This window comes from Undibacterium sp. GrIS 1.2 (genome assembly GCF_040544435.1).
Classification (GTDB): domain Bacteria; phylum Pseudomonadota; class Gammaproteobacteria; order Burkholderiales; family Burkholderiaceae_D; genus Undibacterium.
Genome location: NZ_JBEONP010000018.1, coordinates 73928 through 94622, shown reverse-complemented (window position 1 = coordinate 94622; position 20695 = coordinate 73928). Strand labels below are relative to the sequence as shown.

The following is a 20695-nucleotide window of genomic DNA, read 5'->3' as shown; positions in this document are numbered from 1 at the left end:
TTTAGTTTGTCTCTATCCATTACAATATTCATCGGTCAATTCCTCGGGTGAGGTTAATAGGCCGTGGACATTTACACAAATTTATTTACAGGCTCATTTTGGGGCTTTGCTAAACGTCGTCTGGCAAAATTCAATGGCATTGCAAAACATACGTTCCCGTTGCATTTAAAAGAGTGTGAATTTCGCTTTTACCATCGCCATGATGACCTCTATCTCGCTCCGCTAAAATTACTTAGGGATCATCCTCTTTAACTTCGTTTGCCTCCTAAGACCCTATTTAAATTATGTTTCAAATTATTTTGACCAATAAGATAAATATAAATATGTTCACGCAGCCCGCCTCTATAAAAATGCATGATTTTCACTAAAAAATATTACTCGCCAACCTGCTCTTTCATCCACAACTTCAATCCATCGACCCAGGATTTAGCGCGTAAATTATATTTTTTCTTAACTACACTGGCGCGCTCGTATAAATCACTAAAATCGAGAGAAGGTGCTTTTTTAAAAGCGATGACAACCAGATTTTCATCGTCAACTGCCGGTAGCCAGACTACGGCATCAAATACCAACTTCATCGCATCAATATTTTTGGCATAGCTGTCGTAGTCGCCAAACACATTCGTCGTCATGATGCCGTCTTCCGTCAAGCAATCAGCGCAGGCTTGATAAAACTCAGGGCTATCTAAAACAGGACCGCGTGATAGTTCATCGTATAAGTCGACTTGCAAAACATCGATCGTATTATGCTGAGCACGATCCAGTACAAAGTCCATCGCATCCATATTGCGGACTTGCAAACGCGCGTCGTTCGGTGGCAAGGCAAATAAAGCCTCGCAAGTAGAAATCACGGCAGGATTGAGTTCAACCGCAGTCACTCGGGCATCGGGAAACTGGCGATAACTGAATTTAGTCAGCGCCGCAGCACCCAGACCTAATTGTGCGATATGTTGTGGCTCGGTTTTAAATAACACCCACACCACCATGTTTTGCACGTATTCAAGCTCAATCGCGTCTGGTTTAGTTAAACGCATTGCGCCCTGCACCATCGGTGTCCCCAGGTGCAGAAAACGCACGCCGTCGTCCTCTGCTGTCGTTACCGGAGGAAATTTAAATGACTTAGGCTTAAAAATAGACATCAATGATTTGACCAAGATGATTAGACTTTATTCAGACTTAGGAACGGACTTAGGTACCGACTTAGGAACGGAATTAGAAACAGAATTAGAAACAGAATTAGTTTGCAGACTTAAAATCAAATTTCAATTAAGCCTGATCGGCCTTAAAGGTTTCCAGATCAATTTGTACCGACTCATCCCCTGCTGTCAGCCAGATCTGCGCATCTTGAATCGTGCATTGCAATTGCATATTTCTTTGTGCGAGTTTGGCAAGCGCCTGACTGGTAGCCGCGGGCACATTCATGACCTTAAGATTTTTGGCGCGATCGAGGCGGCTATTCATTTGCTTCCACCAGATGTCGCTGGTGCTGGCATAACTATAGGCGACCACTTGCTCAGACCGGCCGCAAGCTTTGAGCAAACGACGGTCATCCGGCTGCCCTACTTCGACCCAAAGCTGGATCGCATCTGTGTAATCTTTTTCCCATAAATCGGGTTCTTCGGTATCGGAAATGCCTTTGCCAAAACTCAGCTTTTCACTGGCATGGATGGCAAATGCCAAGACTCTGATCATCATACGTTCGTCCGTTTCGGACGGATGTCTGGCGATGGTCAGGCTATGGTCAGCGTAATAGCCGCGATCCATGTCAGAGATATTCAGATCAGCTTTATAAATGGTGGATTTGAGTGCCATGCAACTTCTACTTTAAAAAATAATGGGACATCCGCTTGGCGCATACCCCTTGAACTAGCAAACAGGCTAGCAATTGAGCTAGCGAACGGAACCAGTGAATTCGGTGAAAAAGACTATCTGCTTATTTAAAAACGACAGTCTTATGTCCGTTCAACAAAATACGATGCTCGACAAACCATTTCACAGCGCGCGCTAGTACGACACACTCCACATCACGTCCTATCGCGGTCAGTGTGTCTGGCTCCATCGCATGATCGACGCGCTCTACATCTTGCTCAATAATCGGACCTTCATCCAGATCACCGGTAACAAAATGCGCGGTTGCACCAATCAGCTTAACGCCACGTTCATGCGCCTGATAATACGGCTTAGCACCTTTAAAACTCGGCAAAAACGAATGGTGAATATTGATTGCCTTGCCTTGTAAGGCATTGCATAACTCTGGTGACAATATCTGCATATAACGTGCTAGAACGACCAGTTCAATCTCATTCGCTTCGACGAGTTCGACAATTTTTTGTTCTTGCACACGCTTGGCATCGGCAGATGCCCCGGCAGCTAAAGGCAAATGATGGAATGGAATATTGTAACTAGCCGCTAACTGATAAAAATCGGTATGGTTAGAAACGATCGCTTTAATCTCCACCGGCAGTAAACCGCTTTTATAGCGGAACAGCAAATCGTTGAGGCAATGCCCGATCTTGGAAACCATCAACATCACACGCGGTTTGTGGCGCGCATCATGCAATTGCCAGTTCATCTGAAAATCGCCACCCAATGCAGCAAAACCTTGTCGTAAACTGGTATCGCTGATCGCAGCGTCCTCCGCCGCAAAATGAACGCGCATAAAAAACAAAGCCGATTGCGCATCGCCAAATTGGGCGGAATCAATAATATTGCAGCCATGGTTGGCCAGGAAGCCGGAAACTTTGTGAACAATGCCACGTTGATCTGGACAAGACAGGGTTAGGATATATTCTGGATACATAGTTAAAGGTAATGCTTTAGAAATCAAAAGAAATCAGCAAAAAACTGTCGATGTAGTGCAAAAAAACGAGTGCGTATTGTCGCATGCCACTTGATGCGTCTTAAATCAATTTAAAAGCACGATCGTTCTAATTAATCGTGTATAGTTTGATGATTCATTGCTATCTCAATGATAGATATCTTTAGTACGCTTTTTTAGATTTCACATTGCATTTTAAATTTGCAACCCATCCAATAAAAACCTGGAGACAACATGACAAACACACTCAGCAATCAACAATATCGTCTCGCCGCCCGTCCGGTCGGCAACCCAAAACATACTGACTGGTCTTTTACGACGGAAGCCGTACGCGATATCGTCGATGGCGAAATCGTCGTACAAGCGATTTATCTGTCGCTGGACCCAGCCATGCGCGGCTGGATGAACGAAGGCAAATCTTACATCCGTCCGGTAGCGATTAACGAAGTCATGCGCGCCGGTGGTATTGGTAAAGTGATTGCTTCAAAATCGTCCCGCTTTGCCGTCGGCGATTATGTCTCTGGCGGTGTTGGTGTACAAACATACTGGGTTGGTGCGGCTGACGATAAAGTTGCTGGACTCTACAAGGTCGATCCTAAGCTGGCACCATTGCCAAAATACATGAACGCATTGGGCATGCCTGGCATGACCGCTTACTTCGGATTGTTGGATGTCGGCATGCCAAAAGCGGGGGAAACCGTAGTGGTCTCCGGCGCCGCTGGCGCGGTCGGCCAGACTGTGGGTCAAGTCGCGAAACAAAAAGGTTGTCGCGTCGTCGGCATCGCGGGCGGCAAAGATAAATGTGATTTCGTCGTTAAAGAATTGGGTTTTGATGCTTGTATTGATTATAAAAATGGCTCAGTCAAAGATGGCTTGAAAGAACATTGCCCGAATGGCGTTGACATTTATTTTGATAATGTCGGTGGCGAAATTCTGGATACCGTACTAACCCGCATCAACATGAAAGCACGCATTATTATCTGCGGCGCGATTTCTCAATACAACAATACAACGCCCGTCAAAGGTCCGGCAAATTATCTGTCATTGCTGGTCAACCGTGCCCGTATGGAAGGCATCGTCGTCTTCGACTATGCGGCGCGTTATGGTGATGCAGTCAAAGAAATGGGCGTATGGATGGCGCAAGGCAAATTCCATACGCGGGAAGATATCGTCAAAGGTATCGAGACTTTCCCCGATACTTTGATGATGCTATTTGAAGGTAAAAACTTCGGCAAACTAATTTTGCAAGTGGGCGAAGAGTAAATCAGAATTGCCTGATTAGTTGCGCATGTTAAGTCGTCATTCCGGTCATAACATGAATGGCGACTTAGTAAGCGACTCAATGCGCAAGCTAGTGAACAACTTCGCGATATTCGGTTTAATCGCCGAATATCGCCAATATATACTCCCACCCGTATTTATTAAGTGTCCAATGATTCCTTGGACAATACGGCTCATTTTATAAAAAAATGGGGGAGTATAGGTTTTTTAGCTGTGATGAATTAGCCCAGCATTTGGTCTGACAATCTCATGCCAGCCAAGGTTTTAACCAATTTAATCCCTCTGATGTCCCTGCCCTCGGTCTGTATTCACAACCGATCCAGCCTGCATAATCCAGCGCATCGATCTGGCTAAACAAATATGGATAATTCAGCTCGCCCAGATCGGGTTCATGCCGATCTGGCACACCTGCAATTTGGATATGGCCAATGCCGCCATGCTTGCGCTGCATATCGCGCTGAAGCTTTTTGCTGACATCGCCTTCCATAATCTGGCAGTGATAAATATCAAATTGCACTTGCAGATTTTCTACGCCGATTTCAGTACAAATCTCTTGCGCCTCTTGCTGATGGGTCAAAAAATAACCGGGCATATCGCGTGTATTGATGGGTTCAATCACTACAGTGATGCCCTCTTTTGCAGCAAGCAACGCAGCATAGGCAAGATTTTTAAGATATACGGCACGATGGCGCGCTCTGTCCAGCTCTTCTTGCTCAGGCTGTATTAATCCTGCCATGACATGTAATGTACGATTACCCAACACGCGGGCATAATCTAGTGCGACATCAATCGCATGCTTAAACTCATCCTCACGTCCCGGCAACGACGCCAGACCTCGCTCGCCCGCAATCCAATTTCCAGGAGAGACATTGAAGAGAACTTGTTGCAGTCCATGCTCATCTAAATTCTGACGTAATTGGCTAGCTGGATGATCGTAAGGGAATAAAAATTCTACCCCTTTAAATCCATCTTTAGCGGCAGCAGCAAAGCGGTCAATAAAGGCGTGTTCGGTATACATCATGCTGAGGTTAGCGGCAAAACGGGGCATCGCGACTCCTTCGTAATTATTTCTATTTTTCGGTTTTAAGTGTCAACAGACCCTAGTCCAGCTATTTCATTTCTACGAGCATAACGTTGCGCTAACACGGCGCAGACCATTAGCTGCAATTGATGGAACAACATCAGCGGTAGCAGCACCATGCCTACCGTGTGGCTGGCGAATAAAACTTTTGCCATTGGTACGCCACTGGCGAGACTCTTTTTGGAACCACAAAAAACGACAGTAATTTCATCCTCTTTACTAAAACCGAACTGACGGCTGGCATAAGACGTTAAGAAGATGATAATCGCCAGCATCACACCGCTAATGATCAGCAGACTGGCCAACATCACCAGCGGTACCTGCTTCCACAAACCTTGTACAACAGCCTCGCTAAAAGCGACATAAACGACTAACAGAATAGAGCTTTGATCGACCATCTTAAGGACATCTTTATTTCTCTCTATCCAGGGTGCGATCAAAGGTCGCACTAATTGGCCAGCCACAAACGGCAGCAGCAATTGGTACACAATCTTTAATACTGCATCAAATGAAGAATGATTAGCGCCATTCGATACAACGATCAGGCTGACTAATAAAGGCGTGAGAAAAATACCGAGCAAATTGGAGGCAGATGCGCTACAAACCGCTGCGGGTACATTACCGTGCGCGACCGAGGTAAAAGCGATCGACGATTGTACGGTTGAGGGCAGCACGCATAAAAATAAAATACCAAGATACAGCTCAGGTGTAATCATCCACAGCAGTACAGGTTTCAATAGCAAACCAAGAATCGGGAAAACTGCAAAGGTAAATAACAATACTGTTAGATGTAAACGCCAGTGACCTGCACCGGCAATCACAGCCTGACGAGAAAGTTTTGCGCCATGCATAAAAAATAGCAGGCCAATCATGAACGTCGTTACATAGTCAAAACCAACTGCCACATTGCCAGTGCAAGGAAAGATACTCGCCGTCAGGACGACTGCCAATATCAGCAAGGTCATGTTATCGGGCAAAAAACGGGGACGCTTCATATTGGAATACGCGGAGTGCGTGGAGAGAAAATAGAGAATACTTTGATTGTACTGTAAGCCTCGCTATCTCAAGCGTGTCATAGCTATCCAAATACAATTTGCTACAGACTGACAAGCCTGGCGCTTTAGGTGCTGACTTTACATTGGTTATATGCTGGCAATCTAATCACTGACATTTTTGTTTATTTAGAAACAAATCGCTGACGCTCCAGCCGTGTTTTAACCTGCTTCATCCCTGACTTTATGCATTCCGTCGCATTCGCATAGCAACTCCAGAGTCACTTGCCTACAGTGATGACATCGCAACACAAACACACAAATTCATTGAAGCACGCTTAATTAAACATCTTAATTACCCAAAGGAGCATCACCATGAAAACCATTAACAAATTCAACACTACCGGCATCTTCTCCATCGCATTGATCGCAGGTGTTCTGGCAGTATCATCAGCTTACCAATCACCGGTCAATACCAACGCAGATAACGCGATATCTACCGTAACGATCGTCGCAAAACGTCTTAGCGCTGAGGAAAAACTGGCTTACGATCAACAAACATCCATCGTAACAGCAGCAGCAATAGAGTCGACCACAGCGCCGACCATACAAACAGTATTGATCTCAGCTAAACGTTTAACAACAGAAGAAAAATTGGCAATGGATAAAGAAGCATTGACGATCCGTCAGGCAACGGCTCAATCGAACAGAATTATTCGCCACTCGGTATAAAGTTATCTCTAGATTTTTAAGCTCTGGCTACAAGGAATTGACGCTACTGCCTGAAAATGATCTGAGTGTGCTTAATCCTAGATTAGATACTGAATTAAATACTGGATTTGACACCTGTTCGTCATTTATTTGATATGTCGTAAATGTAGAAAAAAACCTACAAACAAGTTACATAATTAAAGCGTCTGATCGTCGCAATTCATTTAAAATGCAAAGCTATTATGTTAAAAAAATCTCTTTTATTCGGCTTATCTGTTTTGGCAATCATGGCCAGCACAGCTTTTAGCCAGCAATTCGTCGCGATGGCAATATCTGCACCGATTGCAACACAGTCAAACACTGATTCTGCGGCTGCGCCCGTACGCGCCTCAGCACAAAACTCAATCCTGCTTGACCGAAGTGGTATGGACAGAGCCTCAGTCCACTTACAGATTCTGCGCCAAACTAAGACTCATTTTGCCGACAGTAGCTCACCTAAAAAATCCGTGGCTGACGATAAAAAAATGCAAGTCAAACCTGCCAATAATTCTTAAATTACTACTGTTTTAATTGCTATTTTGACTGTTATTCTGACGGTCATTTCAATTTAATATCAAAGTTTGACGAGTGCATTCATCGTAAGTATTCACCGCGCACAGTGATGACATTGGTAAAACGTTTCAACAAGTGCCCTTAGCTTAGTTAAGGTCTGCACAAAAGTTTAAAAAAATAAAATCTTCAGCGATTTTCCATTCACAAGCTGAAGAAAATCAATATACTCCCCAATTTTTTTATCAAAAACACCTACTTGTCCAATCTTTATAAGGGCGATTAATATTTACTCCCTATGAGTATATATTTATATCCACTCTGATTTATCACCAATCTCCAAACTAAAGCAGACCATCACAGAGCACTACGATCAATCCGCTTGCTCAGAATAATCGACGTCGAAGTCTGCCGCACGCCATCCAATGCACCGATCTGATCCAATAAGCGATCTAACACTTCGGTGGTGCCGCAACGCAAAGTCAGCATGTAATCAATCGCACCACTCACCGCGCACAAAGTCTCCACCTCGGGCAATTGCTGTAAATATTTCATCAAATTGGGAGCAAAACGCGCCTCTACCGACAAGCCTACATATGCCCGCACTGCTGGCTGAAACATAGTCTGATTCAGCTTAAGTCCATAACCAGCTATCACCCCCTGCTTTTCTAGCGCGCTGATGCGGGCAATCACCGTGGTTCTGGCGATACCAACTTGTTTTGCGATGGTGGTGACTGGCAGCCGGGCGTTATCCATTAGCAAGGCGAGGATTTTGTTATCGATATCGTCTAGGTTGGGCTTCATTGGCACTCCATATAGTCATATTGTAGTAATTATCAGTCATATTATATTTTAATCCTGCATATTGACGATAATTTACACTCTATTATCTGACAAACATTGCTTTTACACTGACACCATTGCCAAAATATTTACAGCTTTTTTACACCAAACCTCTGGAGACTCCCATGACCACTAAACTCATTCTGCTTGGCGCCGGCAAAATCGGCGACGCTATCCTCAATTTGCTGTCACACACTGGCGATTACCTGATTACCGTTGCCGACCGTGATGTAGAACGTCTGAAATATGTGGCTCAAGCGGGCTTCCCTAACGTAACAACCGTGCAACTGGATCTGGGCGACAAAGCAGCAGTAACTGAGCTGATCCGCGGCCATAAAGTGACTTTGTCTGCTTGTCCTTACTTTTTGACACCCATCATTGCTGGCGCAGCCAAAGCGGCGAATTCTCATTATTTCGATCTGACTGAAGATGTGGAAAGCACACGCATCGTCAAACAACTGGCAGAGGGCGCGGATTGCGCATTTGTCCCGCAATGTGGACTGGCACCAGGATTTATCTCTATCGTCGCTAATGATGTCGCAAAACGTTTTGACAGTCTGCGTGATGTCAGCATGCGCGTCGGTGCTTTGCCGACCTTCCCGAATAACGCGTTGAAATACAATCTGACCTGGAGCACTGACGGTCTGATCAACGAATATTGCAATCCTTGCGAAGCCATCGTTGACGGTCAGTTGCGCGAGACAGCAGCATTGGAAGAAATCGAACATTTCTCCTTGGACGGTATCGATTACGAAGCATTTAACACCTCCGGCGGCTTAGGTACTTTATGCGAGAGTCTGCAAGGTAAAGTCCAAAATCTGAACTACAAAACCGTGCGTTACCCCGGTCATCGCGATATCGTCAAAATGTTGATCCGCGATTTGGAATTGGGCAAACTGGAACGTCGTCCAATCTTGAAAGACGTATTAGAAACCTCCATTCCAATGACCAAGCAAGACGTGGTTTTGGTATTTGTCAGCGTAGTCGGTATGCGTGAAGGTCGTCTGGAACAAGAGTCCTACGCTAAGAAAATTTACGCTCAAGTCGTCAACGGACAATTGCTGTCAGCTATCCAGTTGACTACGGCATCCGGCATTTGCGCCATGGTGGATTTGGTTGTGACTGGCAAATTACCTAAGCATGGTCTGGTGCGTCAAGAGCAGGCAAATTTGGCTGATTTCCTGGCGAATCGTTTCGGTCAGTACTACGCGGCATAAGCTAAGTAACTAAATTCGGTAATTAACCAGGTGAAGGTTCGTTAACGATTACAATCTCTTCGCTCAGGGTGCGCATTGTTTTTCACTGCTCACCCTATTTATTTTTAAATTTTGTAGCAATATTTTTAAACCTCATTCGTCAAGGCGCATCCGCAACATATCTTACCCAGATACGCTGCCATAGCCAGACAAACCATTTTGGAGACCAATATGGACAACATGAATATCGCAACAGTGTTAAGTCAACTCGGCGTCAATCTCGCCGACTACCAAGGTCAGGATCTGTCTAGTGTCTCGCCAATCGATGGCGCTACTCTCGCCACTTTGCGCGCAGACAATTCAGACCAGGTGCATGCCAAAATCACCCGTGCGCAATCAGCCTTTTTGCACTGGCGCAATGTGCCAGCGCCTCGTCGTGGCGAGTTAGTCCGCTTGTTCGGCGAAGAACTACGCCAGCATAAAGAACAACTCGGCCTGGTAGTGACTTTAGAAGCCGGCAAAATTCTTCAAGAAGGTTTAGGCGAAGTACAAGAAATGATCGACATCTGCGACTTCGCAGTTGGTTTGTCGCGCCAGTTATATGGCCTAACTATTGCATCAGAACGTCCAGGCCATCGCATGATGGAAGTCTGGCATCCGCTTGGTGTCGTTGGTGTCATTTCTGCCTTCAACTTCCCGGTTGCAGTATGGGCATGGAACGCGGCATTAGCCTTCGTTTGCGGTAACAGCGTGACCTGGAAACCCTCAGAAAAAACACCTCTGACTGCAATCGCAACCCACGCTTTATTTATGAAAGCCGTCGCAAAATTTGGTAGCGATGCTCCGGAAGGCTTGGCAGAACTGATCATCGGCGACCGCAGCACTGGCGCACAAATGGTTAACGACAAACGTGTGGCATTGGTGAGCGCAACTGGCAGCACACGTATGGGTCGCCAAGTAGCTGAAGCTTGCGCCAAACGTCTGACCCGTACCATCCTGGAGCTGGGCGGCAACAACGCCATGATCGTCGCTGAAAGCGCTGATCTGGAAATGGCAGTTCGCGGCATTACTTTCTCCGCCGTTGGCACTGCGGGACAGCGCTGCACTACCCTGCGCCGCCTGTTCGTACATAACAGTGTGTACGACACCTTGATACCACGCTTGAAGAGAATTTACGCAGATCTGCCGATCGGCAATCCGGGCAGCAAATCCACCTTGATCGGTCCGCTAGTTGACAGCGCTGCATTTGATGCAATGCAAATGGCACTCGCAACGGCCAGTGCAGAACAAGGCAAAGTGTTTGGTGGCGAACGGGTGACAATTGAAGGATGCGAAAACGGTTTTTACGTGCGACCCGCATTAGTAGAAATGCCGACTCAGACCCTCAGCATGCATCATGAAACCTTCGCGCCAATTATGTACATCGTGCGCTATACCGATCTGCAACAGGCGATTGACTGGAACAACGAAGTACCGCAAGGTTTGTCGTCTTCTATCTTCACCACTGACATGCGGGAAGCAGAACGCTTTATGTCTGACAGTGGCAGCGATTGTGGTATTGCCAACGTCAACATCGGCCCGTCAGGCGCAGAAATCGGCGGTGCATTTGGTGGTGAAAAAGAAACCGGCGGCGGTCGCGAATCTGGCTCCGACTCCTGGAAAGCGTATATGCGCAGATCAACCAACACCATCAATTACAGTAATTCACTGCCATTGGCACAAGGTATTAGTTTCGATATCTGATCAATATTTGCTTCCTTTTAAAACCGCCACTTTGTTGGCGGTTTTTTTTAACATAAAAGATACATTCACTCACTCACCAATGAGTAAGCAGATTAAACTAATCTCTTACTATATTACGACACTCAGCAGCAGAACAACTTCATAGGTGATCTCCGATGTCTATCAAGCAGTTGCTCTCTATTTTCACTCTGTTTTTATGTCTGGCGGAACCTGTCTGCGTATCCGCGGCAACAACACAAATCATTCGCTACCCTCGTCTCTCTGCACTATATGATCCCCAGGGTGAATATATTCTGGAGCTATTACGGCAAGCGATAAAATATAGCGGCCAGTCATATCAGCTGATAGCCAATGAAGATCCTATGCAGCAGGCGCGAGCAATTTATGAGATGACGACTGGCACTGGCGGGATAGATATCTTGTGGACAATGACAACCAATGAGCGCGAGACGCAATTAATTCCCATCCGAATCCCCATCGATAAAGGCTTGATTGGTTGGCGTATTCCGCTGGTGACAATGCAAAATAGTGATTTACTTCGTAACGTAAAATCGATAAAAGATTTAAATGCATTTATCGCAGGACAAGAGCTTGACTGGCCAGACGTTGCAATTTTAAAAAATAACGGTTTGCTAGTGAATACGTCTACCTCTTACGAGCCTTTATTTAATATGCTTAAAGCTGGGCGATTCGATTATTTTCCACGGTCAGTATTTGAAATCCAAAAAGAAGTCGAATCCCATCCCAAGCATGGCCTTGCCATAGACAAAAATATCATCTTGCACTATCCGGCAGCGATGTATTTTTTTGTCACGCCACGTGAGCGTAAAATGGCAGAAGATCTTCAAAATGGTCTTGAAGAAATGATCAAAAATGGTAGCTTTGAAAAAATATTTCAAAAACATCTGCAAGTAACAATTAAGCAAGCCAACATTAAACAAAGAATCGTCATAGAGCTAACTAATCCTTTGCTCTCGGCAGAAAAAATGCCGTTGAATAAACCTGAGCTTTGGTATCGTCCTTAAATTTTTAAACAGCCATTTGTCCCTTAATCTCTATTTTTTGATATGCCTAAGCCACCAAGAGAAAAAATCCGCAAGTTGGAAGATCTACCCAATGTAGGTAAAGCCTGCGCGGGTGATTTACGCTTGCTTGGTATAGAGCTACCAGAACAACTCAAGGGGCGAGATCCGTATGCTATGTATGATGAATTGTGCATTCTCACCAATGCGAGGCACGATCCCTGTGTGATCGACACCTTCATATCAGCAGTACGCTTTATGGAGGGAGCACCTGCTCTACCTTGGTGGGATTACACAGAAGAACGAAAAGCGTATTTGGCCTCCAACATGACCTCAGCTGATCCTGAATAAGCCCTGAGTTCATGTTAATCAAACGCCTACCTTACTCAATTTCTTTCGCCATCTGCCTGATCTGTCTGGCCAGCCAAGTAATCGCCATCGCTAAACCGACTGTACAAATTCGCTATCCAGCCTCGGTGGCAACCAACGATCCACATAATAAATATGTGCTTGAATTGCTCAGAACTGCGCTAAAAAATTCTGATAATAATTATCGTCTCATACCCAGTATTGCAAAAATGCAGCAAGGCAGATCAATCTATGAAATGAAGGCAGCGTCTGGCCTGATTGATATTTTATGGACTATGACGACGGACGAGCGCGAAGCGCAATTAATTCCGGTAAGAATTCCCATCGACAAAGGTCTGATCGGATGGAGAATTCCGATAGTAACGAAAGAAAATAGCGATATTTTTAAAGAGATTAAATCGATCAAAGCATTGGCCACTTTGTCCGCAGGTCAGGAACAAGATTGGCCAGATGTCGGCATCCTGAAAAGTAATGGTTTGCCGGTAGAAGTTTCCACTACTTATGAACCACTTTTTTCTATGCTGGAAGCGGGACGGTTTATGTATTTTCCTCGCTCGATTGTTGAAGTAGAAAATGAATATAAAGCCCACCCCGAGCAAAACCTGCATATTGATACGCATATCGCATTACATTATCAATCAGCCTATTACTTTTTTGTCACTCCCCGCAATCCAAAGCTGGCTGAAGATATACAAGAAGGTTTAGAGAAAATGATAAAAACCGGTGAATTTGAGAGAATTTTTTTAAAATACCACCAAGCCACAATTAAAAATATCAATCTTAAAAACAGAACCATCATCAACCTAAAAAATCCGCTCATCAGCCCAAGTAAACTACCGCTGAACCGACCAGAACTATGGTACATACCGTAAAGATGTTGACGTCAGGATGTTGATTTATTTCCTTTGATTTGCGGCATTTGACAACTGTATTTGACAACCGTATTCAACGAGGATCATGCTGATATTGTCTTAAATTAATTCTGGTTTAAACAATTTTTTAATAAAACACAATGAACAACACAGTCCAAAAACTCAGCTTAGACGGCATAACACTAGAAGCAATTCTAACCAAGCTGGTAGAACAATATGGGTGGGAAGGCTTGGCCCAACAGCTCAGCATTCGCTGCTTTGAGCTTGATCCCAGCATTAAATCCAGCCTCAAATTTTTGCGCAAAACACCTTGGGCAAGAGAAAAACTAGAACAAATTTACTTGCAATCAGGAAATGCCTGACCAGCAAAGAAAATTTTTATGGAATTACGATTGCTTAGCAATAATCAAATCAACTGCCCGCAAAGTCATACTCAGCCTCAGTTTTAGATAAAATCTCAGAACTACCTATTGCCTTGCTTTTCCACTTCTAGCCTATACCTGACAGTTTCACTCAAGTTTGCTATACTTGAGGGAAACGCTCAAGCTTTATCCCATCACTGTTTGAGCTAATTAGTGATTTTTCACTAAAACAGTATCTGAATTTTCGCCTGGAGCAAACCACTCATGCGCCTGACCACCAAAGGCCGTTTCGCTGTGACAGCAATGATCGATCTGGCTTTACGCCAAGATAAAGGTCCTGTCACCTTGGCCGGTATTAGCCAGAGGCAAGATATTTCTCTTTCCTATCTGGAACAGTTGTTCGGCAAGTTGCGTCGCCATGAAATCGTCGAATCCGTACGCGGTCCCGGTGGCGGTTATACGCTGGCACGTAAAGCACAAAAAATCACTGTTGCAGACATCATCATTGCCGTAGATGAGGCCTTGGATGCGACCCAATGCGGGGGCAAAGGTAATTGTCACGGTAGCGACCAAAGCAATGGTATCCATTGTATGACCCATGAGTTGTGGGCAACGCTGAATGTAAAAATGGTGGATTATCTGGATTCTGTCTCGCTACAAGATTTAGTCAATCAACAGCAACAAAGAAATGCAGAAAAATCCGTGGTCGTCGTTCAGCATAAAACTGTCCACGTCCAACCGGTCAACATATAGAACTTGATGTAACACGCTGATGTATTACGCTGATGTAGCAACTTGATCCATTATTGATCTACGAACATATCGTCTATTGAACCCGCAGTAATTTTGGAGTATCACAATGAACGCCCCGCTGGAAAAAAGCCTGATCGACACCATACTGGCACCGCACTTCCCTATTTATATGGACTACTCGGCGACCACGCCAGTAGATCCGCGCGTTGCAGATAAAATGATTCCTTACCTGCGTGCGCAATTCGGCAATCCTGCGTCACGCAGCCATATGTACGGCTGGGATGCAGAGAAAGCGGTAGAAGAGGCACGTGCTCATGTGGCCGCCCTGGTCAATGCTGATCCGCGCGAGATCGTCTGGACTTCCGGTGCGACGGAAAGTATCAACCTCGCATTAAAAGGTGCTGCACAGTTTTACAAAACCAAAGGCAAGCACATCATCACGATTAAAACCGAACACAAGGCAACCTTGGATACGGTACGTGAGCTAGAACGCCAAGGCTTTGATGCGACCTACTTGCAACCGCAAGAAAATGGTTTGATCACGATTGAGCAATTACAAGAAGCGCTTCGTCCGGACACGATTTTGGTCTCTGTAATGTATGTCAATAATGAGATCGGCGTGATTCAACCGATTGATGAAATTGGTGAACTGTGCCGCTCTAAAGGCATCATTTTCCATTGCGATGCGGCACAAGCGACCGGCAAATTAGAAATCGATCTGGAAAAAACTAAAGTCGATCTAATGAGCTTTAGCGCGCATAAAAGTTATGGCCCAAAAGGGATTGGTGCTTTGTATGTTCGTCGCAAACCACGTGTCCGTATCGAAGCGCAGATCCATGGCGGCGGTCACGAACGCGGCATGCGCTCTGGTACCTTGGCTACACACCAGATTGCTGGTATGGGCGAAGCTTTCCGTATCGCGAAAGAAGAAATGGAAAGCGAACTGACACGCATCCGTTTTTTACGCGATCGTCTGGCAAACGGTTTAAAAGATATTGAAGAAACTTACGTCAATGGCGATATGGATCATCGTGTTCCGCACAACCTCAACGTCAGCTTTAATTATGTCGAAGGCGAATCGCTGATCATGGCAATTAAAGAGATCGCGGTGTCATCCGGATCGGCTTGCACTTCCGCCAGTCTGGAGCCGTCTTACGTATTGCGCGCCTTAGGTCGTAGCGACGAACTCGCACACAGTTCAATCCGCTTTACGATTGGTCGCTTTACGACAGAAGAAGATATTGATTTTACGATCAACCTGATCAAAACCAAAGTGGCCAAACTGCGCGAGCTGTCACCATTGTGGGATATGTACAAGGACGGAATAGACATCAGCTCTATTCAGTGGGCTGCCCACTAATTCCGCAGCGAACCTATTAGGAGTATCAAAATGGCATATTCAGAAAAAGTATTGGATCACTACGAGAATCCACGTAACGTCGGCGCGTTTGACAAGGGCGATGACACTATCGGTACCGGCATGGTCGGCGCGCCAGCATGCGGCGACGTCATGAAGCTGCAAATCAAGGTTGGTGCAGATGGCATTATTCAAGACGCCAAGTTCAAAACCTATGGCTGTGGTTCTGCGATTGCATCCTCCTCGCTGGTGACTGAATGGGTCAAAGGCAAAACCTTGGATCAGGCTCTGGATATCAAAAATACCCACATCGCCGAAGAACTGGCGCTGCCTCCAGTCAAAATCCACTGCTCGATTCTGGCAGAAGATGCGATTAAAGCCGCTGTATTAGATTACAAAACCAAACACGCGACAGAGCAAAGCGCCTAAGTTCAGGTGCCAGTACATTTGATTCAACAGGAACCAAGATGGCAATCACATTGACAGAAAAAGCGGCTAAGCATGTCAGCCGCTACATGGAACGCCGCGGCAAAGGCATAGGCTTACGCTTCGGTGTGCGGACGACTGGTTGTTCGGGCATGGCTTACAAGCTGGAGTATGTGGACGAGATTGGTAGTGATGATCAGATATTTGAGTCACATGGTGTCAAAGTCTTTGTCGATCCCAAAAGCTTGCCCTACATCGACGGTACCGAGCTGGATTTTGCCCGCGAAGGTCTGAACGAAGGCTTTAAATTCCGCAATCCCAATATGAAAGATGAATGTGGTTGCGGTGAAAGCTTCCGTATTTAAATATTTAAAGCAGACCTCTAGAGCCTGTTATCACTCAAATCGGGAGTGCGAATGAGTAATAACAGACTCTAATATTTGACATCAGAAAGTAATTACAGCGGATGCAAAATCATTTCGACCTGTTCCAGTTGCCACAGCAATTTGCACTGGACCAGTCCCAGCTTGATGCGGCTTATCGAGGAGTGCAATCCAAAGTACATCCCGATAAATTTGTACAAGCCAGCGATGCAGAAAAACGCGTCGCCATGCAATGGGCAACCCGCGCTAATGAGGCGTATCAGACTTTAAAAAAGCCGCTGAAACGGGCAACTTATTTGTGCGAGTTACATGGTGTGGATTTGCAGACAGAGTCCAATACAGCTATGCCCGCCGCATTTTTAATGCAGCAAATGGAATGGCGTGAGGCTTTTGATGACGCGAGACAATCCGGCGATCAATCGGCCTTAAGTGCTCTTGAAAATGAACTCAGCGCTGAGCTCAAAGAGCAATTGGCAGATGTCGGACATGCGCTAGATCAACAGAATTTTGCTCAGGCAGCACAATTGATACGCGCTTGCATGTTTCTGGAGAAATTTCGGGCGGATATTGCCGCGATTGAAGATTAACTCAGGATTGATCGGGGTTAGATTTAGCAGAACCAGTGTCACAAAAATCAGGTGAGCATGAATCACCTTTTTTTACGATTAAAACATGCTTGTGAAATCAGTTTTTTAGCTGCAATAATAAATATACTGGCCATTAGTATATTTTAATCGTCCATAGAATTATTGGACAATCTGGCAATATTGATAAAAATAATGGGGAGTATATTGAAATTGCGATGATGATCGTCGTAATTAAGTATACTCGTAAGCCACCGGATAAATGTAGTACAAGCTGTGATGATGTTACTCAACGCTATAACTTTGAAGTCTTGGTTTTACCTCATCAATCAGAAAGAACAAGTCTTTAATCAAGACAAAGCAACGACCAAGCAAAAATAAAAATAGACGAAGTTTAGTCAAGGTAAATACAAGCTCGAAACAAATTCAGCACAGTTTTATATCATCACATTAAGCACAAAATACATCGCTGGCGCACAGCATCGCATCAGAAAAAATAGTCAACTCATTGTCAACTAATTGTCAACATCAAGCGACCTAAACAAATGGCATTACTTCAGATTTCAGAACCAGGCATGTCCACCGCACCGCATCAGCATCGTCTGGCTGTGGGGATTGATCTTGGCACAACCAACTCGCTAGTAGCGACAGTACGTAACAGCATTCCCGAAGTATTGAATGATGAGCAGGGTCGCGCCTTGCTGCCATCGGTGGTGCGTTATTTGCCCAATGGCCATGCGCATATCGGCTACAAAGCGCAAGAAGCACAAACGATCGATCCTAAGAACACCATCATTTCCGCCAAGCGCTTTATGGGTCGCGGGCTAAAAGATATTGCCCACGCAGAAAATTTGCCTTACGACTTCCACGATGTCCCGGGTATGGTGCAGGTGAAAACGGTGGCGGGAATAAAAAGTCCGGTAGAAATTTCTGCCCAGATTTTGGCGACTTTGCGTCAGCAGGCAGAAGATGCTCTCGGTGATGATTTAGTCGGTGCGGTCATTACCGTCCCCGCTTATTTTGATGACGCACAAAGACAGGCAACCAAAGATGCGGCAAAACTCGCTGGGTTAAATGTATTACGTTTGCTGAATGAACCTACCGCCGCTGCAATTGCCTATGGTCTGGACAATGCGTCAGAAGGCATTTTTGCTGTGTATGACCTCGGTGGCGGCACTTTTGATATATCCATCTTACGCATGAGCAAAGGTGTGTTTGAGGTTCAGGCGACCGGCGGCGACTCTGCCTTAGGCGGCGATGATTTTGATCACCGCTTATTTTGCTGGATTGCGCAGCAGGCTCAACTAGCACCATTGTCCGATAGCGACACTCGCTTGCTGATGGTGAAATCGCGCGAAGCCAAAGAAATTCTCTCTACCAAAAATTCGACCATGGTAGATGCGGTACTGGAATCCGGTGAGCAAGTGCACGTCACCGTCAGTGCCGCCCAGTTTGTCGAGATCACGCAAACACTAGTCGCTAAAACGATCGCACCATGTAAAAAAGCGCTGCGCGACGCTAGCTTGACGATCGATGATATCGATGGCGTCGTCATGGTGGGTGGTGCTACCCGCATGCCGCATGTACGTAAAGCGGTTGGTGATTTTTTTCAGACGATACCGCTAGCCAATATTGATCCCGACAAAGTCGTTGCGCTCGGAGCTGCGATTCAGGCTAATCTACTGGCGGGCAACCGCGCGCCGGGCGATGACTGGTTACTACTCGACGTTATCCCACTCTCTTTGGGTGTAGAAACCATGGGTGGCCTGGCAGAAAAAGTCATCCCACGCAACTCCACCATCCCCTGTGCAAGAGCGCAAGAATTTACAACGTTTAAAGATGGTCAGACTGCGTTAGCGATCCATATCGTACAAGGCGAACGCGAACTGGTCAGCGATTGCCGCTCCCTCGCCCGCTTTGAGCTGCGCGGCATTCCGCCGATGGCAGCTGGCGCAGCGCGCATCCGCATTACGTACCAGGTCGATGCTGATGGCTTGTTATCGGTCGCCGCGCGCGAGTTAAGTTCTGGTGTTGAGGCCTCAATCACGGTCAAACCATCTTATGGCTTGGGTGACGATGAGGTTGCCCGCATGTTGCAAGACTCTTTTGCCTCGGCAGAAGGTGACATGCAACTACGCGCGCTGAAAGAAGAACAAGTCGAAGCCGAACGTATTTTACTGGCGACTGAATCAGCACTGCAAGGTGACGCTCAGCTTTTATCCGAAACCGAAAAAACCACGATTGCAGGCCTGATGGGCGTAGTACGTCAGCAAGCCCAAGGTAGCGACCACAATGTTTTAAAAGCAGCGATTACAGCGTTGGCGGATGGTACTGAAGAATTTGCTGCGAGACGCATGGATCAAAGCGTGCGTACTGCCTTATCTGGAAAAAAATTAGACGACATTTAAGCTCTTGCAAATACTATTGCAACAACGCGCAAGCGATCTGTCATCTGCACTAATGTCATTATTGAGAAAAGAATAGAGAACACCATGCCACAAATTATCGTTTTACCTCATCCTGTACTCTGCCCAGATGGCGCAGTGATCGAAGCCGAAGAAGGAAAATCTCTGTGCGAGGCGCTGGTAGAAAGCGATGTAGAAATCGAACATGCCTGCGAGATGTCCTGCGCGTGTACTACTTGTCACGTCGTTATCCGCGAGGGATTTAAATCCTTAAACGGCTCAACTGAGGACGAAGAAGACTTGCTCGATGCGGCCTGGGGATTAGAAGCTAACTCCCGCTTGTCATGCCAGGTCAAACTCGGCAAGCAAGACATCACGATAGAAATCCCGAAATATACAATCAATCACGCACGCGAGAATCATTAAACTCGTTGTCAGAAATGAGGAGCGCATCATGAAATGGATAGACTCTCAGCAAATAGCCGAAGCGCTGTACGATAAATTCCCGGATATCGATCCGCTGACGATACGCTTCACCGACCTGCATCGTTGGGTCTGTGAGTTGGCGGAATTTGACGACGATCCGCAACATTCTGGCGAAAAAATTCTGGAAGCGATCCAGATGGCATGGATAGAAGAAGCCCGTTAATTGCTTCCATAAGCATATACTCCCCATTATTTTTAGCAATGATGCCAGATTGTCCAATATTTACTTGGACAATTAAATAATACACAGGGGCAGTATTATCCTAGAAGTATGGCAAAGCTTTAAAATAGCCGAAAAAAATCAAGACTAATTTCAGGCTTTCAACGACTATGTAGAAATCACCAGTCGAGCTATGTCCATCAAAAAATTTCTCGCTACAGCATGGATTTTTTCTAATGTAATTGAGCAGAATCAATAAATTCTTAAACAAGGCTCACGATCTGCCAGTTCATCAAACCCAA

23 protein-coding genes and 1 pseudogene are annotated in these 20695 nt (G+C 45.7%); 18 read left to right on the top strand and 6 right to left on the bottom strand.

Annotation, left to right across the window (positions count from 1 at the left end):
* Nucleotides 1-93 precede the first annotated feature (93 nt).
* Nucleotides 94-252 (top strand): annotated as a pseudogene (locus AAKU61_RS10180) (IS1595 family transposase); the annotation flags it as partial.
* Nucleotides 253-374: 122 nt separating this feature from the next.
* Here the strand turns inward: AAKU61_RS10180 and AAKU61_RS10175 are convergent.
* From AAKU61_RS10175 to purU, 3 genes are all read right to left on the bottom strand, one after another.
* On the bottom strand, nucleotides 375-1139 hold the full coding sequence (locus AAKU61_RS10175) for a spermine/spermidine synthase domain-containing protein (protein ID WP_354331875.1): 765 nt from the start codon (nucleotides 1137-1139) through the stop codon (nucleotides 375-377).
* A 127-nt stretch (nucleotides 1140-1266) separates the two neighbouring features.
* Nucleotides 1267-1812, bottom strand: a complete 546-nt coding sequence (locus AAKU61_RS10170) for a YaeQ family protein (RefSeq protein ID WP_322118278.1) — start codon at nucleotides 1810-1812, stop codon at nucleotides 1267-1269.
* Nucleotides 1813-1933: 121 nt separating this feature from the next.
* Nucleotides 1934-2800, bottom strand: a complete 867-nt coding sequence (purU, locus tag AAKU61_RS10165; protein ID WP_354331863.1) for a formyltetrahydrofolate deformylase — start codon at nucleotides 2798-2800, stop codon at nucleotides 1934-1936.
* Nucleotides 2801-3052: 252 nt separating this feature from the next.
* On the opposite strand from purU, the gene AAKU61_RS10160 reads away from it, so the two are divergent.
* On the top strand, nucleotides 3053-4081 hold the full coding sequence (locus AAKU61_RS10160; RefSeq protein ID WP_354331861.1) for an NADP-dependent oxidoreductase: 1029 nt from the start codon (nucleotides 3053-3055) through the stop codon (nucleotides 4079-4081).
* 265 nt (nucleotides 4082-4346) lie between these two features.
* On the opposite strand, the gene otnI is transcribed toward AAKU61_RS10160, so the two are convergent.
* Complete coding sequence (otnI, locus tag AAKU61_RS10155) at nucleotides 4347-5147, bottom strand: 2-oxo-tetronate isomerase (protein ID WP_354331859.1); 801 nt, start codon at nucleotides 5145-5147, stop codon at nucleotides 4347-4349.
* A 35-nt stretch (nucleotides 5148-5182) separates the two neighbouring features.
* A complete protein-coding gene (locus AAKU61_RS10150; protein ID WP_354331857.1) occupies nucleotides 5183-6175 on the bottom strand; it encodes a bile acid:sodium symporter family protein in 993 nt (330 codons plus the stop codon).
* A gap of 372 nt (nucleotides 6176-6547) precedes the next feature.
* On the opposite strand from AAKU61_RS10150, the gene AAKU61_RS10145 reads away from it, so the two are divergent.
* Together AAKU61_RS10145 and AAKU61_RS10140 are read left to right on the top strand one after the other, a co-directional pair.
* On the top strand, nucleotides 6548-6904 hold the full coding sequence (locus AAKU61_RS10145; protein ID WP_354331855.1) for a hypothetical protein: 357 nt from the start codon (nucleotides 6548-6550) through the stop codon (nucleotides 6902-6904).
* A 266-nt stretch (nucleotides 6905-7170) separates the two neighbouring features.
* Entirely contained in the window at nucleotides 7171-7437 is a 267-nt protein-coding gene (locus AAKU61_RS10140) for a hypothetical protein (RefSeq protein ID WP_354331853.1), read from the top strand.
* A 352-nt stretch (nucleotides 7438-7789) separates the two neighbouring features.
* Here AAKU61_RS10140 and AAKU61_RS10135 read toward each other — a convergent pair whose 3' ends face one another.
* Nucleotides 7790-8236 (bottom strand): Lrp/AsnC family transcriptional regulator, encoded by a 447-nt coding sequence (locus tag AAKU61_RS10135; RefSeq protein WP_322119361.1) that lies wholly within the window; start codon nucleotides 8234-8236, stop codon nucleotides 7790-7792.
* A gap of 164 nt (nucleotides 8237-8400) precedes the next feature.
* Between AAKU61_RS10135 and AAKU61_RS10130 the strand changes: the two genes are divergently transcribed.
* From AAKU61_RS10130 to iscX, 14 genes are all read left to right on the top strand, one after another.
* Complete coding sequence (locus AAKU61_RS10130) at nucleotides 8401-9492, top strand: saccharopine dehydrogenase family protein (RefSeq protein WP_322119362.1); 1092 nt, start codon at nucleotides 8401-8403, stop codon at nucleotides 9490-9492.
* A 219-nt stretch (nucleotides 9493-9711) separates the two neighbouring features.
* Complete coding sequence (gene amaB, locus AAKU61_RS10125) at nucleotides 9712-11214, top strand: L-piperidine-6-carboxylate dehydrogenase (protein ID WP_354331873.1); 1503 nt, start codon at nucleotides 9712-9714, stop codon at nucleotides 11212-11214.
* Between the two features lie 155 nt (nucleotides 11215-11369).
* Nucleotides 11370-12239, top strand: a complete 870-nt coding sequence (locus AAKU61_RS10120) for a substrate-binding periplasmic protein (RefSeq protein WP_354331851.1) — start codon at nucleotides 11370-11372, stop codon at nucleotides 12237-12239.
* A 42-nt stretch (nucleotides 12240-12281) separates the two neighbouring features.
* A complete protein-coding gene (locus AAKU61_RS10115; RefSeq protein WP_354331849.1) occupies nucleotides 12282-12587 on the top strand; it encodes a helix-hairpin-helix domain-containing protein in 306 nt (101 codons plus the stop codon).
* Nucleotides 12588-12598: 11 nt separating this feature from the next.
* Complete coding sequence (locus tag AAKU61_RS10110) at nucleotides 12599-13477, top strand: substrate-binding periplasmic protein (protein ID WP_354331847.1); 879 nt, start codon at nucleotides 12599-12601, stop codon at nucleotides 13475-13477.
* A gap of 140 nt (nucleotides 13478-13617) precedes the next feature.
* A complete protein-coding gene (locus AAKU61_RS10105; RefSeq protein ID WP_354331845.1) occupies nucleotides 13618-13839 on the top strand; it encodes a VF530 family protein in 222 nt (73 codons plus the stop codon).
* A gap of 264 nt (nucleotides 13840-14103) precedes the next feature.
* Nucleotides 14104-14592 carry a Fe-S cluster assembly transcriptional regulator IscR gene (iscR, locus tag AAKU61_RS10100; RefSeq protein ID WP_354331843.1) on the top strand — a complete coding sequence of 163 codons (489 nt, stop codon included), beginning with the start codon at nucleotides 14104-14106 and terminating at the stop codon, nucleotides 14590-14592.
* A gap of 106 nt (nucleotides 14593-14698) precedes the next feature.
* On the top strand, nucleotides 14699-15952 hold the full coding sequence (locus AAKU61_RS10095; protein WP_354331841.1) for an IscS subfamily cysteine desulfurase: 1254 nt from the start codon (nucleotides 14699-14701) through the stop codon (nucleotides 15950-15952).
* A gap of 30 nt (nucleotides 15953-15982) precedes the next feature.
* Nucleotides 15983-16378: a Fe-S cluster assembly scaffold IscU gene (iscU, locus tag AAKU61_RS10090; protein ID WP_322119369.1), complete on the top strand. Its 396-nt coding sequence runs from the start codon at nucleotides 15983-15985 to the stop codon at nucleotides 16376-16378.
* Nucleotides 16379-16416: 38 nt separating this feature from the next.
* Entirely contained in the window at nucleotides 16417-16740 is a 324-nt protein-coding gene (iscA, locus tag AAKU61_RS10085) for an iron-sulfur cluster assembly protein IscA (protein ID WP_354331839.1), read from the top strand.
* A 101-nt stretch (nucleotides 16741-16841) separates the two neighbouring features.
* Nucleotides 16842-17345 (top strand): Fe-S protein assembly co-chaperone HscB, encoded by a 504-nt coding sequence (gene hscB / locus AAKU61_RS10080; RefSeq protein WP_354331837.1) that lies wholly within the window; start codon nucleotides 16842-16844, stop codon nucleotides 17343-17345.
* A gap of 542 nt (nucleotides 17346-17887) precedes the next feature.
* Entirely contained in the window at nucleotides 17888-19750 is a 1863-nt protein-coding gene (hscA, locus tag AAKU61_RS10075) for a Fe-S protein assembly chaperone HscA (RefSeq protein ID WP_354331835.1), read from the top strand.
* A gap of 84 nt (nucleotides 19751-19834) precedes the next feature.
* Nucleotides 19835-20173 (top strand): ISC system 2Fe-2S type ferredoxin, encoded by a 339-nt coding sequence (gene fdx, locus AAKU61_RS10070; RefSeq protein WP_322119373.1) that lies wholly within the window; start codon nucleotides 19835-19837, stop codon nucleotides 20171-20173.
* A gap of 28 nt (nucleotides 20174-20201) precedes the next feature.
* Complete coding sequence (gene iscX / locus AAKU61_RS10065) at nucleotides 20202-20396, top strand: Fe-S cluster assembly protein IscX (RefSeq protein WP_354331833.1); 195 nt, start codon at nucleotides 20202-20204, stop codon at nucleotides 20394-20396.
* The last annotated feature ends 299 nt before the right edge of the window (nucleotides 20397-20695 follow it).